At 49.5% G+C, this 16,247-nt stretch carries 18 protein-coding genes; all 18 read left to right on the top strand.

What is annotated here, in order from left to right; translation table 11 throughout:
- The first annotated feature begins 50 nt into the window (after positions 1–50).
- The 18 genes from fliD to CWE22_RS08255 all read left to right on the top strand — a co-directional run bounded on the left by fliD (position 51) and on the right by CWE22_RS08255 (position 16,236).
- On the top strand, positions 51–1,403 hold the full coding sequence (gene fliD / locus CWE22_RS08340; RefSeq protein WP_169930862.1) for a flagellar filament capping protein FliD: 1,353 nt from the start codon (positions 51–53) through the stop codon (positions 1,401–1,403).
- Positions 1,404–1,418: 15 nt separating this feature from the next.
- The gene (gene fliS, locus CWE22_RS08335; protein ID WP_169930861.1) at positions 1,419–1,817 is read left to right on the top strand and encodes a flagellar export chaperone FliS; all 399 of its coding nucleotides are present in this window, start codon (positions 1,419–1,421) and stop codon (positions 1,815–1,817) included.
- 58 nt (positions 1,818–1,875) lie between these two features.
- Complete coding sequence (fliT, locus tag CWE22_RS08330; RefSeq protein WP_169930860.1) at positions 1,876–2,178, top strand: flagellar protein FliT; 303 nt, start codon at positions 1,876–1,878, stop codon at positions 2,176–2,178.
- A 41-nt stretch (positions 2,179–2,219) separates the two neighbouring features.
- Positions 2,220–2,981: a flagellar hook-length control protein FliK gene (gene fliK / locus CWE22_RS08325; protein ID WP_169930859.1), complete on the top strand. Its 762-nt coding sequence runs from the start codon at positions 2,220–2,222 to the stop codon at positions 2,979–2,981.
- Complete coding sequence (locus CWE22_RS08320) at positions 2,974–3,258, top strand: EscU/YscU/HrcU family type III secretion system export apparatus switch protein (RefSeq protein WP_169930858.1); 285 nt, start codon at positions 2,974–2,976, stop codon at positions 3,256–3,258. The genes fliK and CWE22_RS08320 overlap by 8 nt, the downstream gene beginning before the upstream one ends.
- A gap of 145 nt (positions 3,259–3,403) precedes the next feature.
- Positions 3,404–3,703, top strand: coding sequence for a flagellar transcriptional regulator FlhD (locus tag CWE22_RS08315; protein WP_169930857.1), 300 nt, complete (start codon positions 3,404–3,406; stop codon positions 3,701–3,703).
- Positions 3,704–3,705: 2 nt separating this feature from the next.
- On the top strand, positions 3,706–4,272 hold the full coding sequence (gene flhC / locus CWE22_RS08310) for a flagellar transcriptional regulator FlhC (protein WP_169930856.1): 567 nt from the start codon (positions 3,706–3,708) through the stop codon (positions 4,270–4,272).
- A gap of 52 nt (positions 4,273–4,324) precedes the next feature.
- A complete protein-coding gene (motA, locus tag CWE22_RS08305) occupies positions 4,325–5,188 on the top strand; it encodes a flagellar motor stator protein MotA (protein WP_169930855.1) in 864 nt (287 codons plus the stop codon).
- Between the two features lie 2 nt (positions 5,189–5,190).
- On the top strand, positions 5,191–6,102 hold the full coding sequence (gene motB / locus CWE22_RS08300; protein WP_169930854.1) for a flagellar motor protein MotB: 912 nt from the start codon (positions 5,191–5,193) through the stop codon (positions 6,100–6,102).
- A 108-nt stretch (positions 6,103–6,210) separates the two neighbouring features.
- Positions 6,211–7,353 carry a flagellar biosynthesis protein FlhB gene (gene flhB, locus CWE22_RS08295; RefSeq protein WP_169930853.1) on the top strand — a complete coding sequence of 381 codons (1,143 nt, stop codon included), beginning with the start codon at positions 6,211–6,213 and terminating at the stop codon, positions 7,351–7,353.
- Positions 7,350–9,443: a flagellar biosynthesis protein FlhA gene (gene flhA, locus CWE22_RS08290; protein WP_169930852.1), complete on the top strand. Its 2,094-nt coding sequence runs from the start codon at positions 7,350–7,352 to the stop codon at positions 9,441–9,443. The genes flhB and flhA overlap by 4 nt, the downstream gene beginning before the upstream one ends.
- Positions 9,443–11,548 carry a flagellar biosynthesis GTPase FlhF gene (flhF, locus tag CWE22_RS08285; RefSeq protein WP_169930851.1) on the top strand — a complete coding sequence of 702 codons (2,106 nt, stop codon included), beginning with the start codon at positions 9,443–9,445 and terminating at the stop codon, positions 11,546–11,548. Before flhA ends, flhF begins: the two co-directional genes overlap by 1 nt.
- Complete coding sequence (locus tag CWE22_RS08280; protein ID WP_169930850.1) at positions 11,541–12,011, top strand: hypothetical protein; 471 nt, start codon at positions 11,541–11,543, stop codon at positions 12,009–12,011. Before flhF ends, CWE22_RS08280 begins: the two co-directional genes overlap by 8 nt.
- Before the next feature lie 12 nt (positions 12,012–12,023).
- Entirely contained in the window at positions 12,024–12,728 is a 705-nt protein-coding gene (locus tag CWE22_RS08275) for an RNA polymerase sigma factor FliA (protein WP_169930849.1), read from the top strand.
- 60 nt (positions 12,729–12,788) lie between these two features.
- Positions 12,789–13,274 carry a DUF4199 domain-containing protein gene (locus CWE22_RS08270; RefSeq protein ID WP_169930848.1) on the top strand — a complete coding sequence of 162 codons (486 nt, stop codon included), beginning with the start codon at positions 12,789–12,791 and terminating at the stop codon, positions 13,272–13,274.
- Positions 13,275–13,347: 73 nt separating this feature from the next.
- Positions 13,348–13,887, top strand: a complete 540-nt coding sequence (locus CWE22_RS08265) for a sigma-70 family RNA polymerase sigma factor (RefSeq protein WP_169930847.1) — start codon at positions 13,348–13,350, stop codon at positions 13,885–13,887.
- Entirely contained in the window at positions 13,884–14,561 is a 678-nt protein-coding gene (locus tag CWE22_RS08260) for an anti-sigma factor (protein WP_169930846.1), read from the top strand. Before CWE22_RS08265 ends, CWE22_RS08260 begins: the two co-directional genes overlap by 4 nt.
- 103 nt (positions 14,562–14,664) lie before the next feature.
- On the top strand, positions 14,665–16,236 hold the full coding sequence (locus tag CWE22_RS08255) for a DUF4331 domain-containing protein (protein ID WP_169930845.1): 1,572 nt from the start codon (positions 14,665–14,667) through the stop codon (positions 16,234–16,236).
- Positions 16,237–16,247: the final 11 nt, after the last annotated feature.

Here is a 16,247-nt window from a genome sequence, read left to right as displayed (position 1 = left end):
TTGATGCAAAAGTCGGGCATCATCAGGTCAGTTAAACAGGAATATGAATTATGGCTTCAATTTCATCACTGGGAGTAGGTTCGGGGTTAGACCTGAACGGATTGCTGAATCAGCTCGAAGCAGCTGAGCGGCAACGCTTACAGCCGATTACTCAACAAAAGCGTAGTGTCGAAGCGCAGATTTCGGCCTACGGCAAGCTTGAAAGTGCACTCTCCGCTTTTCAAGAAGCCGCAACCACGCTCAGCGCTTCTGAGACCTTTGCGGCGACCACCAGTAACTCGTCATTTGATGGAATTACAGTAGCCGCAAACAATACCGCTGCACCGGGTAGTTACGCGGTCACGGTCAATAATCTCGCGCGGAACTACAGTGTTGCAAGCTTTGGTGTTGCCGACGATACCGCTGAGTTGGGCGCTGGCTCGGTTGACGTTGCCTTGGGTAATGGAACCTCATTCAGCGTTGCAGTTGATGCAGCGTCGAGTTCACTCGCTGATGTTCGCGATGCCATTAACGCCCAACAATCCGATGTCCGTGCCTCGATCGTCAACGATGGTTCTGGGACTCCTTATCGTCTGGTTTTAAGTTCGGCACAGACAGGAACAGATTCCGCCATTACCAGTTTGTCTTATACCGGTGACTTGGCCTTATCGATGGGCACTGACGCAAGTACTGAAATTACTGCCCAAAATGCCTCGCTCAGCGTCAACGGCATCACTATTTCCAGCCAAACCAATCAGGTTGAGGGCGCTATTGAGGGTGTCGCACTGAGTTTAACGTCAACCGGTTCAGGCAACGTTAATGTCGTGCGTGATCAAGAGACCATTCAAGGTTCAATCAGTGCATTTGTCGACGCATACAACGAACTTCAAGACACCATCGGTTCATTAAATAACTTTGATGTGGAGACTGGTGTTGCTGGTCAGTTATTGGGTGATAGTGGGCTGCGTTCAGTAGAGAGTGCTTTGCGCTCAATCCTTGGCAACCAGGTTGCGGAAGGTGATTTTAACCGATTGAGTGATTTGGGTATTTCCCGTCAATTGGGTGGCAAGTTAGAAGTCGATGAAGCGCGTTTAGCGGAGCTGAGCTCAACGGATCTAACTAAGGTGACCACCTTTTTTGCTGGTACCGCGACCACCGATGGATTTGCTAAGCAAACATCAACAGCGCTTGAACAATTACTGGACGAAAACGGTCCCATAGCCACACGTACCGAAGGTTTTAAGAGTCAGATTGATCGGCTCGATGACCGTTTTGTGCGCGAGGAAGATTTGATCGCAACCACTGTAGAGCGGTATCGCAAACAGTTTGCGCAGTTGGATAGTTTGATAGCGAGCATGAATTCAACCAGCAATTATTTGGGCCAACAGTTTGCTGCAATGAATGCGCAGCTGGGCGATAGTTAATAGAGAGGACTTCTCATGTACGGAATGCGTGGAGCAGCTGCATACGGTCGAGTTGGTGTCGAGAGTCATGTGCTTTCAGCAAGCCCGCACAAGTTGATTGCGTTGTTATTTGAAGGTGCACAAAAGCAAATCAAAGCAGCCCAACTGCATCTCGAAAATGGCAATATCAGTGAAAAAGGTAAGGCAATTGGTAAAGCCTTAGATATTGTCAATCAAGGCCTACTCGCTGCATTAGATAAAGAAAAGGGTGGCGACATTGCCCTACAACTCGAACAGCTCTATCACTATGTCAGTGACTTATTGCTACGAGCAAACTTGCACAATAATGCGCAATTTTTAGAGGAGGCGGCGCGCCTCTTAAACGATATCGGTTCCGCCTGGCAAGAGATCGGATCCGAGGTAGATGGCGCGTAAGTTCATGAATGCGCAGCCGCAAGTCAAATGTGAATATATGACGCCAATGGAGGTTGTTATGTCGTATCAGGCTCTCTTAGAACATTCCAATCAAATGCTTGCGAACGTTCGCAACGAAGATTGGGATGCGCTGATAGAAACGGAAGTCAACTACGTTCGTGAAGTAGAACGTTTGAGCCAACATGAACCTCATGTCCAGTTGGACGATGATCAGCAACTTCAAAAATTACAGTTGCTACATAAAATAATGGATCAAGACCGTGAAATTCGCGAACGCTTGATTGCCCGTCGTGCAAAACTAGAAGAGACTCTGCTCAGCATGCAGAAAAAGCAAAAGCTCGAGCATAGTTATCGCAATTGAGTAGTATTACACCACTTTTAGATACGCTGGTTCACCAGGTGATGAAGCAGCGTACTGAAGTCGTACTAATGCCTCGCCAAATGCTGCCGGTTCAGGCTGCTGTGCCAACCGGAACTGCAACAGAATTCAGTGCTACTGGTCAACAACTCGCTCGCTTCTTGACGCTCGTCCAACATCATCAACATCAACCCTCCTCTGGATCAGCGCGCGCTCAGCAACCGCAAGGACCACTATTTCCGGGTAGCGAAAATCTTGATGCACCGCGACTATCCTCGCAATTGCGCCAATCCATGGAAAAATCAGGTTTGTTTTATGAACGTGCGGTACAGCAATGGCAGCAAGGTAAGTTACCCATGCCGCAGTTGATGCGACAACCGCAAATGCAGCAACCCGCTGCGCAGAATCAACCATTGCTGCAACAGCAGCTTGAGCTGGTGCAACACGGCGTATTGCGTTGGGATGTTGAACCCTGGCCCCAGGCTCTACTGCAGTTGGCGGTTCAAGTAGATCCGCATCCACTGGTCAAGCGCTGGCGTGAACAAAATGAAACCAGTGCAGAAGTCGAAACACCGACGTGGTCGACACAATTGAAGATTACCCTCCCGCAGTTGGGTGAAGTTCGCGCATCTATCCGCTGGCAACCGCAACACTTGCAATTAAAGTTACAAGTGGCTGATGAGCATGTCAGCGCATTGCGAACTGAACTTGAGTCATTGGAACAGCGACTAAAAACCCTCGGGCTCCAGTTGGAACCTATTGTTGTTGCGGGTTCAACCCAGCGTTCTGGAGACGAGCATGAGTGATTCGGAAAACCGCAAACAACGTGCTATCGCTTTACGCTATCAAGCCTTTGACCAAGCACCAAAGGTTATTGCAAAAGGTGAAGGGGAGCTCGCGAAAAAAATTATCGAAACCGCGCAGGCGCACGGAGTTTTTATTCATGACGATCCGCAGTTAGTCGATTTATTATGTCAATTGGACTTAGATGACTATGTACCGCAAATGCTTTGGGATGTTGTTTCTGAATTGTTAGTTTGGGTACGAAATATCGATAAGAATCAAACCTCTCTCCCAGAATAACCGCAATAATCAACAAATTAGATCAGAATCAGTATGATTAGGATCTTAGAAATCTTTTCTCTTTACGGTTGACCAACATTGTAATTGTTTGGTAAAAGTCACCCTGTATGATCTCGTAATTGTCTAATTGTAGGAATTTTAACCAATGTCTCAGAGTAGAACCCTAGAAGAACTCCAAGATCTGAATCTGAGCTACTTGCTATTAGTGCAAAAACTGATCTTAGAAGATCGTGAGACCGCGATTTTCCGACTCAAAATTGATGCTGATCTGGCGGATCTGCTTGCTAATCTTACCGTTCGTGAGATGACATTATTGGCTCGCCAGCAACAGAGCGTATTGCGACCTCAGTTAGCTTCAGCCCAGCAATTACGTGCTGTATTTGAGAATAAACGTGACACTGGTTTACAGGAAACCCATTTGGCAATGTTGATGGCAACGGCGTAGTAATGACAAGTCAATCTTCCACCAAACTTCTGGACGAATTGAACCAAGTCCAATTAGCTATCGAGCTAATTGAACTGGGTGCTCGTTTACAAGTTCTCGAATCTGAAGTTGCATTAAACCGTGGCCGTTTGGTCAGGTTGTATAAAGAAGTTGCTGGAAAATCACCACCCAAAGGAATGTTGCCGTTTTCTACGGATTGGTTCTTAACCTGGATGCCGAATATACACGCATCGTTTTTCTATACGATTTATGATCGCTTCCACAATCAGCAAGGGTTAGAGCGCATGCAAGCCTTTATTAAGGCCTATCGCATGTACCAAGAACACTTGCGTGGCACGGGTAGTGAAGAAGTTCTAGCACTGACTCGCGCGTGGACATTGGTTCGCTTTTTTGAAAGCGACATGTTTCAACTGTCCACTTGTACCAGTTGTAAGCTCAACTTTGTAAATCATGCGCATACGCCGGATAGCGATTACGTCTGTGGTGTCTGCCAACCGCCCTCTCGAGCAGGCAAGCCGCTTATCAAAGACTGCGAAAAATCTGTAAAAGAAGCTCAAGTTTCTCGCTAGCACGCCGATATAAACAGCATAGAAGACGTTTCATTACTGAAGGAAGACGCTCGTGCTGATACCGATAGGTTTTATCATCGTTATATTTTCGGTGTTTGGTGGTTTTGCGATGGCAGGCGGCAGCTTAGGTCCCCTGTTTCAGCCGCTAGAACTACTTATCATAGGTGGTGCAGGAGTTGGCGCTTTCGTTGCGGCAAACAATGGCAAAGCTATTAAAGCTACATTTAAAGCCTTTGGCCGTTTGAAGCGGGTATCTAAATACAACAGCGAAACCTACCTCGAGTTATTAGCAGTTCTCTACAAGCTCCTCAATAAAATGCGTCGTGACGGCATGTTGGCCGTTGAGCGCGACATCGAGAACCCACAGGAAAGCACCGTTTTTTCTGAGCATCCGGATATTCTTGAAGACGATATGATGCTCAATTTCATCAACGATTATTTACGGTTGATGATTTCCGGCAATATGAACCCACAAGAACTCGATGAGCTCATGTTGCATGAAATTGAGACCTTTGAGCAAGAGGCAGAAATTCCAGCTGAGGCACTCACTAAAGTCGGTGATGCGATGCCAGCGTTTGGTATCGTTGCCGCCGTACTCGGTGTGGTTCGAGCGCTCAGTGCTGCCGATGTTCCACCTGATGTCATGGGCACCATGATCGCGCACGCATTGGTTGGAACTTTCCTCGGTATTTTATTGGGTTACGGATTTATCAACCCAGCTGCGAGTCGACTCGAACACCAAATTGCAGAGGCTGTGAAGGCGCTGCAAACCATTCGCGTCACATTGCTTGCAAGCATGCATGGCTATGCACCTCAACTCGCTGTCGAGTTTGGTCGGAAGGCACTTCACACTGCTGAACGACCAACGTTCAACGAGCTTGAAGATCATGTACGCGGAGCGAAAGCGGAAGCCTAATCATGTCCGATGACAAACGCCCGATAATTATTCGACGCAAAAAGATCGTCAAGAAACACCACGGCGGTAGTTGGAAGATTGCGCTAGCAGACTTCATGACTGCGTTGATGGCATTGTTTTTGACGATGTGGATTTTGTCGATGTCGAGCGAGAAAGATCGACAGAGTATTTCGGAGTATTTTCGGACGCCTTTAGTCGTCGCATTAAGCAGTGGTGACAGAAACTCAGCAGCTGCATCAGCCATCCAAGGGGGTGGTGCAGATCCGTCTCATGCCGAGGGCGAGCAAGCTCGAATCGATTTGCGTCGTGAGACGCGGCCGTCTGACGTTCGCCGTCACTTTCAAAATCTGCGACAGCGCGTTGAGCGCGCCGTAGACGCCGATCCAGAGCTACGCAATATCCGCGATCAGCTGCGCTTTGATATCACCCGAGAAGGGCTAAGAATAATGGTCGTCGACACAGCGCAAAGACCGATGTTCGAGCTAGGAAGCGATGACGTGGCTCCATACATGCGTCAACTGTTGCGAACGATGGCACCATTACTCAATGAAATTCCAAATGAAGTCACAATTAGTGGTCATACCGACAGTATTCCCTATTCTGGTGGTGAAGTTGGCTATAGTAATTGGGAGTTGTCTTCAGACCGCGCAAACGCCTCACGTATCGAGTTAGTGCAGGGTGGCCTCAATTCTGAGAAATTGCTGCTCGTGATGGGCGTAGCGGATCGGATCCCGATGGAGGACGTCGCGTCGGACGACCCGATGAACCGCCGGATTACCCTTGTAGTGCATACGTCTGAGTCGGCAGATTTCATCAAGCAACAGGGTCTTTTCAAAGGTGATCAGTTTGATATCCTCAGCGAGCCTACTGAAGGTGCCGGACCGACCATGACAGCGCCAACTGGGAACAACTAGAAAGCTTGAAATAAGCGACCAAAACAGCCTTATTCCACCATTCATTTTTAATTGCTATGCGGCACACTAGCCAACAGAGTCCCGAATTGTCCCTGTTGGAAAAGTGAGATGGCCGAGCAACAGCAAAGCGATCAGGAAAAAACAGAAGACCCCACACCCCGACGAATTCAAAAGTCGAGGGATGAAGGTCAGGTTGCGCGATCGCGCGAGCTGACCACTTTTGTGTTGCTGTTCGGTGGCCTTATTGCTCTGTGGGGAATGAGTTCCGATATTTATGCACGACTCGGCACGGTCATGGAGCAAGCCTTTCTATTTGAGCGCTTGGCGGTAACAGAACCCGGTCCAATGCTGACGAATACCTTGGGTCTTGCGGAGCAAGCATTATTTGCTCTATTGCCATTATTCGTTGTGATGGTGGTTTTAGCTTTAGTTGCTCCGGCTCTTCTAGGTGGCTGGTTGATCTCTGCCAAATCAATGCAGCCGAAACTCGACAAGCTTAGCCTGGCGAAGGGCCTTAAACGTATCTTCTCAAGCCAGTCGCTTGCCGAGTTAGGTAAGGCTATTGCCAAGACCATTCTGGTCGGAGGCGTGTTATGCCTCTTCTTGTGGTCGAATCGTGAAACCTTCATGGGATTAATGACCTTACCGACCCGAGAGGCGCTCTACAGTGCGCTGGAGCTGGCAGCACTTGCGTGTTTACTGATGGTTATGGTTCTGGTCGTGGTGGTGTTATTCGACGTTCCGTATCAAATTTTTACGCACAACAAAAAGCTGCGAATGACGAAGGACGAAGTAAAGCGTGAGAACAAAGAAACCGAGGGTGATCCCCACTTAAAAGCGAAAATTCGCCAGCAACAACAAGCCATGGCACGACGCCGTATGATGGTCGATGTGCCTACTGCGGACGTGATTGTGACCAACCCGACACATTATGCTGTGGCGCTCAAATATGACGAAATTGGCAGTGGCGCACCCAAAGTGGTAGCCAAAGGAACGGATCTAATCGCACAGCGTATTCGTGAAATCGCCACTGAGCATGACGTGCCATTGTTAGAAGCTGCGCCACTCGCTCGGGCCTTGAATCGTCATGTCGATATTGGGCGTGAAATTCCAGCTGATCTCTACACCGCTGTTGCCGAAGTCTTGGCGTGGGCGTTCCAGTTGAAGAAGGCGACGCGAGGCGATGGTGTATTCCCTCCCACGCCACGAAACATCTTAGTACCTGAAAACATGCAAGTGGAGGCCTCATGAACCTCCTGACGAGCATGGGCAAAATCAATGGGACTCAACTGCAGGTTCTGGTTGGCCCAGTACTGATATTAATGATTTTGGCGATGATGGTTCTGCCATTACCGCCGTTCATTCTCGATTTCCTATTCACCTTCAACATTGCCTTGTCATTGATGGTGCTTTTGGTCAGCATGTTTACCGAAAAGCCGCTCGAATTTGCGGCGTTCCCAGCCATTTTGCTCTTTACTACTTTGCTGCGTCTGTCACTCAACGTCGCCTCAACGCGTGTTGTATTGATGGAAGGACATAATGGCGGTGATGCAGCCGGTAAAGTGATTGAAGCCTTTGGTGAGTTTCTCGTTGGCGGTAACTTTGCAGTCGGTTTAGTTGTCTTCCTGATTCTCGTGATCATCAATTTTATGGTTATTACCAAAGGTGCGGGCCGGATTGCGGAAGTTGGTGCACGGTTTACTTTGGATGCCATGCCGGGCAAACAAATGGCTATTGATGCCGATTTGAATGCTGGGTTGATTGGTGAAGATGAGGCGCGCCGTCGGCGTCAAGAAGTAGGTCAGGAAGCCGAGTTTTATGGATCGATGGACGGTGCTAGCAAGTTCGTCCGCGGCGATGCTGTAGCCGGTATGATCATCATGATTGTTAACATCATCGGTGGCTTGTTGATTGGGACCATGCAGCACGGAATGGGTTTTGGTGATGCGGCTCAAGTCTATATTTTGTTGACCATAGGTGATGGTCTCGTCGCGCAAATTCCAGCATTGATTATCTCCACGGCGGCCGGTGTCACGGTCTCTCGAGTGAATACCGACCAAGACGTCGGGCAACAGCTATTGAAACAGCTGTTTGTGAGTCCGAAGGTATTGTGGCTAGCAGCAGGCGTTATTGGATTACTCGGTGCCATCCCGGGCATGCCAAACTTTATTTTCTTGCTATTCGCTGCGCTGTTGGGCGGTATCGGTTGGTATCTGCATAAAAATCAAACACAACAAGCATTGGTACAAGCGGCTGAAGCAGCTACGCCAGCGCCAAGTTTTAGTTCGCCAGAGGCAAGTTGGCAGGATGTACAATTGGTCGATACGCTGGGCATGGAAGTCGGCCATCGCCTCATCACTTTAGTCGATGATACCCAGCATGGTGAATTACTGGGTCGGATCAAAAGTGTTCGTAAGAAATTTGCGCAAGAAGTCGGATTCTTGCCGCCTGTGGTGCACATTCGCGATAACTTGGAATTGCCACCCACAACGTACTGCATCACCTTGAAAGGCGGTGAAGTCGGGCGCGCTGATATTCAACCAGACCGCTGGTTGGCCATCAACCCGGGTCAAGTTACCGGTTCTGTGGAAGGTATTGCCACCAAAGATCCCGCATTCGGCCTACCGGCGCTGTGGATTCAGTCCGATCAGCGTGAGCATGCGCAAATTTATGGCTACACAGTGGTTGATGCGAGTACCGTTGTTGCCACCCATTTGAATCATCTGTTACAACGCTACGCTGCTGATTTGCTCGGCCGCCAAGAAGTGCAGCAGTTGGTTGATAAGCTGGCTGAAGAGAACAAAGCGCTAGTGGAAGATGTGGTCCCGAAATGTGTGACTGTGACCACGTTACAACGGCTCCTACAGAATTTGTTGAATGAAGATGTATCCATTCGCGATTTACGCACTATTTTCGACACGCTCGCCGAGTTTGAAGGCCAGCAAACCGATGTACACGACCTTACTGCACGTGTGCGTTTGGCGTTAGGACGAGCCATTACGCAGAAATGGTTTGGCGGTACTTCTGAACTTCAAGTGATTGGTTTGGATGTCCAGCTGGAGCAAATGTTGACTCAGGCATTGAATCAAAACAGTTCGTTGGAACCTGGCCTCGCGCATACGTTGGCGCAGCAAACACAACAAGCGATGCAACGACTCGAAACCATGGGGCTCCCAACTGTTCTTGTAGCACCCCATCATTTACGTGGCTTGTTAGCCCATTTCTTGCGCCGTCAATTACCTGATCTGGCGGTGTTATCTCAAGCGGAGATCCCAGACGACCGCACTATTAAGGTCATTAGTGTGATTGGTGCGCAGGCGAATCAAGGTGGTGGTCAATAATGGCTTTGGTGCAAAAGTTTATCGCTGCCAACCAGCGCGAAGCCATGCGGCAAGTTCGCGAGAAGCTCGGTGACGATGCGGTTATTCTCAGCACGCGCCCGAATAGTCAGGGAGTGCTTGTACTCGCTGCTCTTGAGGCAGATTTAGATCAGCTCGCTCCTGAGACCGCGGCTACCTCTGTGGATGTTACTAAGGTCACGCAGCAACTACTCACTGAGATGCAGGCGTTGCGAGCCGAAGTAGCCGAATTACGCTCAACAACAACTGCAGGAACTCAAGACAAAGCACTCGCAGAAGATCAGAAAAGCCGTTTATATCGCCGTTTGCGCATAGGTGGTTTCAGTCATGAGTTATCGCGACAGATTGTGTCGCATATGCCCGGTTCATTGAATGTAGCGTCTGCTAGTCAGGCTGATATCGAGCGTTGGGTTCGTGAACAAATTAGTGCGCGAATAGCCGTGGCTGAGGTGAATTGGCCTATTCTCGATGCTACAGGTGTTGTGGCGTTAGTAGGTCCGACCGGTGTAGGCAAAACGACGACCACGGCGAAGTTGGCAGCTCAATACGTGATGCGCCACGGTGCCGATAGTTTGCTATTGGTCACCACAGATAGTTATCGTGTCGGTGCACAGCAGCAGTTAGAGGTGTACGCAGATATTTTGAATGTCGACATGCATCCGCTGCGCGACGGTGACTCGCTCTCAGCGTTGGCTGAACCGATGAAAGGCAAGCGATTAATCTTGGTGGACACAGTCGGTATGAGCCAGCGCGATCAGCGGTTACCAAGCAAAATAGCGGCGTTACAGCAATCGCAGTCTTCTCAGTTAGTGCTATTGCTCAACGCTGCCGCGCAACCGACAACGCTCGATGAAGTAGCGCGAATATACCGGCGCATAGCGCAAGAAAGTGACCTTCAAATTAACGACTGCATTATTACGAAAGTGGACGAGTGTACGCACAGCGGTGGTGTCCTCGACGTGATTTGTCGGCATCAGTTTCAAGTACAAGCTATTTCCAGCGGCCAGCGTGTGCCAGAAGATTTCGAACCGCCCCATATTGAGAGCTTGCTGAATTGCGCGTTAGGCGATGCAACTCAAGCCAGTGCGCAAGAGCAACAAGCATGGCAGTTGGAGTTGCCGCAGCAGTTCAATGCAAGTCGGCTGGTCGACCAAGGACAAAGTTTGCAATTTGCTTTTGCCAGTTTACAGCAACTGATCCCCGATTTTGCTTTAGTGACCCAAGCATACCAACTCGGACAAGTGCCGCCACCACGTACCGAACGCACGCCGCCAGCGGTTCGATGGGCTGCACCACAGCCACTGCAAGGCTGGTCGCAACGCACGGCTACCGTGGCACTGTCGCAAGGTGGTTTGCCGATGTTGAGTGCGAGCTGGTGCGACGTACCGGAGTTTCAGTCAGCGGAATTGCAACTATTTGATTATTTGCCGGATGTGACAGAGTTGTCCTCCTTAACCAGTCGCGGTTGCGGTTGGCTGGCTACAGTGAATGTAAATCATCGTTTGGCTCAGCAGGGACAAGTAAGATCTGCCAGTGAAATTATTAAGCGCGATGGCGTACCACTGCAGCAAGGCGCCGAAAAATTAGTCTATCGAGGCGAAACGCGGACGTTAAGGCTCAAAATTGCAGCGGTTGATGGCGTTGCTAGCGACGCTCCGTGGCAGCTGTGTTACGGTGAATTACAGGGTGGCAAGGGCAAAGCAGCCGTACAACGCCGTTATTGGATTCTCGACGCGAATGCCAGTGTGGATGACTTGGTCGCGCGGACTACGTATAGTTTACAACTAGAAGAGCTGGGCCGGTTGCAGCGGTTTGCGTGGCAACAGCTCGACGGAGCGCCAAGCGAGCTACGTCAGTGGTTAGCAGCGGCAATCGCTGCAAGTGCCATCCATTTGGAGTATTCGTTGCAGCCCCAAGCGGCTCGATTGCGAGCCGATTTACTTGCTTTAAGTGGTAAACGGGGTCGCGTCGATGGCAGTAAACTAGTGAGTGGAATGATTCGAGTATTATCTGCGCATCAGGCATTGCGTGAAGTATCAGCAGGCATTCAAGCGGAATCAACAAGGGGTTGGTCTCAACATGACTGATCAAGCGGCAGGGTTACGACAGTGGGCACAGGAGCGGGATGACGGTTCCGCGCTTCTGACTGAGCCAGAAGACCTTGTCGTGATTGGCTTACCACAGCTTGGACCTGGACAACTGCAACGAGTTGAAGGCGTGCTAGAACGCTGGCAGCAAGTGGGCAAACGTTGGGTTGGCGATGCCAGTCGGTGGCGAATTATACCAGTAGCCACTGACTATCCTCAGTTGGATAAAGTGGTACAAAGTTACCCTAGATTAGGGCTGTGGATTGATACTGACCTTGATAGCTTTTATCGCGCTTATCAAGCATTGCGCGCACTCTCTGCAGCGGGTGTCCGCAACCAACGAGTATTAGCAGTGCACCCTGCAATGGCGTCTCGCAGAGGGTTATTAAGCAACGTACAACACATTGCGCAAACCTATTTTGATATTGAATTATTGATTATTCGTGAACCGCAGGACGGGTAGGCAAAGGACGATATGTATACGTCTCAAGGCAAAATAAACCGCAACACCATTGTTGAACAATATTACCCTATGGTGCGCCGCCAAGCGTTGGCGTTACAGGTGAGATTGCCGGCTGGAGTTGATACCGACGATTTAATTCAGGCCGGTCTGGAAGGCCTGCTAAATTGTGTCGACCGGTTTGATCCTGAAGCAGGTGTGGCGTTTTCGACCTTTGCTCATCAACGCGTGCGCGGTGCAATGATTGATGAACTGCGCAGTCGCGATTGGATACCACGCAGTGTCCGCCGCAGTGGGCGCGAACTTGAACAAGCAATGCGTCGTTTAGAGCAACGACTTGGTCGTAGCCCTGAAGAGCGTGAAATAGCCGCTGAACTTGAGATGTCTATAGAGGACTATCATCAGTTGCTGCAAGATACGAATAGTGGCTTAGTGCTGTCCTACGACGAAGTTGTGCTAGAAGCTCCGGGCGGCGAAACCACGACTGAAGAGGGCGTGGATACTCCCGCTGAGCAGGTTACCGAAGCTCAGCTGAAGCAATTACTGATTAATGCCATCGAAACTCTCCCAGAGCGAGAGCAACTGGTCATCACTTTGTACTACCAAGAAGAGCTCAACTTGAAGGAAATTGGTGCCGTACTCGACGTGACGGAATCGCGCGTTTCGCAATTACACAGCCAAGCTATTAAGCGGATTCAATCACGAGTACGCAATTTGTAGTTTTTGGCTATACTCAAGCTCGAATCTCCTCTAATAACAACAAGAAGCGAGTATTGAGTCATGAAAAACTATGCTTTAGAAATCAAATGGGGCGTCCTCTTTATGGTCGCCATGCTGCTTTGGATGCTGCTTGAGCGCCTAGCAGGTCTGCACAGCACCCACATCGACCAACACCCTTTCTGGACCAACTTATTTGCCATTATCGCGATATCTATTTATGTGCTCGCTCTGCGACAAAAGCGCAGTCAATTAAACGGAGTGATGACGTGGCAGCAAGGGTTCCTGTCTGGTCTAGTAATCACCATAGTAGTAACGCTATTGACGCCGTTGGGACAGTACCTGACCCATACATTCATTACACCGCACTTTTTTACCAATGCTATTGATTACGCGGTAGCAAACGACAAAATGAGCCAAGCAGATGCTGTCGCTTACTTTTCGTTAGACAGTTATCTCTTGCAAGCCGTTGTTGGCGCCTTCGTTATGGGAATCATCACGTCTGCGGTAGTGGCTTGGTTTGTTCGCAAGCCGCCAGTACAAGAATAGTTGCGAATGTTTGCATCCAAAAGCGCGAGTTATACGAATATTTATATAACCGCAGCAACAAGGATCCCCTGTTATGACGACACCACAAACACTCGAGCGTGATTTACAACAAATCGCGCTCGGCGATACCGCCGCGTTTCGGCGTGTTTACGAGGCCACCTCGGCGAAGTTGTACTCCGTCAGTTTGACAATTGTGCGACGAACCGATTGGGCGGAAGAGGCACTCCAAGACACATTTATTAAGGTCTGGCATCGAGCGGGGGATTATACCGTAGCCAAAGGCTCAGTGATGAGCTGGCTGATTAGCATGGTGCGTTATCGGTCGATCGACCTATTACGTAATCGCGCTAACCAAGAGCTTTCAACTGACGACTTTGATGAGATACCGGCTACCGATACCTTGGATTCCTCCCTAGATTCCCTTGCCGACAGTAAGCAACTTCGGGTGTGTATGGACGAGCTGCAACCGACCACTCGACAGGCCATTCAACTGGCCTTCGTGTATGGGTTAAGCCACCAAGAAGTGAGTGATCACTTACGTGAAGCGCTCGGCTCAGTAAAGAGTTGGATCCGTAGAGGTCTGGAAAGTCTGAAGAGGTGCTTACAACGATGAACTATCAATCAACAGAATTACAGCACCAGCTAGCCGCCCGCTTTGTGGTAGGAAGTATGCGTGGCCTTGCGCGCAGACGTTTTCAACGACTCATGATGGATATTCCGAAACTTCGTGACGAAGTCGCATTTTGGGAAGAGCACCTGCATGAGCTCACCGATACGATTCCCATTCAACAACCTAGTGAGCGTGTGTGGCAACGCATTCAATCGCGTCTAGGATGGGTTCAATCGAAAACTGAAACCACATCGAAGTGGCCTTGGTTCTTTGGCGCGTTCGCCAGCTTATTGCTGATTGTGAATCTGGTTATGTTGATTCCAGCCGATCCGGTTATCGCTCCGTCTATTGAGCGAGTGGCCGTGATTCAAAGCAGTGAAGCACGTACTTTATGGTTAATCGAACAGCGTGAACAGCGTCTTGAGGTAGCCGCAGTGGGTGCTATTGAACGGCTGCCGAATGAGGATTATCAATTATGGATGCTTCCAGTTGATGGTACGCCGCCTATTTCTCTCGGTTTATTGCCACAACAAGGCGATGTTATATTAGATTTGGGTACGCGGATTGATTTAGCGCAAGTAGCCGCATTGGCTGTAAGCCGCGAGCCACTTGGGGGTTCACCTGAACCAGTACCAACGGGTCCAGTGCTCTATACTACTGATCTGATAAGAATGTAAAATTTTTTGCATCCAATATGCCCTCTTGTTCGTTTATAGGTTAGACCCGCCTGAAATTGTCGGGTTTTGACCAATAACCGAAAACGATTAAGAGGGCATTCAGATGAACAAGAAAACTGTTATTGCGACAGCTATAGTTGCAGCCATTGCTAGTGCGACTACTGCGTTTGCATCAAGTCACCGTGAAGCGCCGAATGTTGCGCGCTTCCCTACCGTCGATTCGACGGACTTTTATATCTTTAATAGTTATGAGCCAGGTCGTGAAGACTATGTCACGATCATCGCTAACTATATTCCTTTGCAAGACAGCTACGGCGGTCCAAACTATTTTGCGATGGATCCTGCTGCAGTTTATGCGTTACACGTTGATTCCGATGGTGACGCCGTTGAGGATGTGACTTTTGAATTTCGCTTTAATAATCAAGTAGGCGGCGTCAAGCTTCCCGTTGGTCCTGATGGCGTTGAAGTCAGCGTGCCACTGAAGCATGTTGGTCCTATCGCAGCCGGTAGTAACGGTGCGTTAAACTTCAGCGAAACCTACACGATTGACGTTGTCTCTGGTCCGCAGGATTCGGGTACTAGCAGTGACGTTATGGGCGCGAATGGTGAAAGTGAGTTCGTAAAACCATACGCTTATGTTGGCGAGAAGACCTTCGGTTCAACTGCTGATTATGCGGCCTATGCAGACCAGTATGTCTATGACGTATCGATTCCAAATTGTAGTGCGCCCGGTCGCGTGTTTGTTGGTCAACGCAAAGACCCATTCACCGTAAACTTGGGTGAGACATTCGACTTGGTGAATTATGTGCCGGTTGAAGGCGACAGTACTCCTGGTGCCGGCGACGGTGCTGGATTCCCAGGTGGTATTACGCAGTCGACGGCCAATGACGACTTGAATGATAAAAACGTCAACACTATTGCATTAGAAGTACCGAAATCATGCCTTACGGGTGATGGTAACGGTGTTATTGGTGCATGGACTACCGCGAGCTTACCGCAAGCGCGCATCCTGAATCCAAATGCAACCTTCGACAAACCTGAAGTGAACGGCGGTGCATTGGTACAAGTATCACGGTTAGGTTCACCGCTGGTAAACGAATTGGTAATTGGTATTGATGACAAAGATCGATTCTCATCTGCGCATCCTTCAGAAGACGGGCAGTTCGCAACTTATGTGACCAATCCAACTTTACCAATCATCTTGGACCTCCTGTTCAAAGATGCGGTAAACGCGACTTTGGGTACCGACTTCGAGACTATCGCACCGACTAATTATCCGCGTACGGATTTGGTTGCGGCTTTCTTGACGGGATTTGCAGGTGTGAACCAGCAAGCCACAGTGACACCGTCAGAAATGTTGCGCTTGAATACAGCTATTCCAGCTACCCCGGCTGATTTACAGTCAAACTTTGGTGTTGCCGGTAATGACCTTGCAGGTTTCCCGAATGGTCGCCGTCCTGGTGATGACGTCGTTGATATCGCTTTGCGCGTCGTGATGGGTGCGTTGTGTCATGACATTCCTGTCAATGGCGAGCCAACGAATCTCGGCTTCTGCACGCCTGCGGATGCGAATGTAGGTTTCGCTCCATTTACCGATGGCGCTCCACTTGATGCGAGCTTTGTGGATACAGGGTTCCCATACTTGGTCGCACCATTAGCCGGTTCACCACAGTAAGGAGTTAGACC

This window comes from Pseudidiomarina aestuarii, assembly GCF_003987355.1.
Classification (GTDB): domain Bacteria; phylum Pseudomonadota; class Gammaproteobacteria; order Enterobacterales; family Alteromonadaceae; genus Pseudidiomarina; species Pseudidiomarina aestuarii.
Note: the sequence above shows the minus strand (reverse complement) of the source record. Positions and strands in the feature narration are given on the sequence as shown.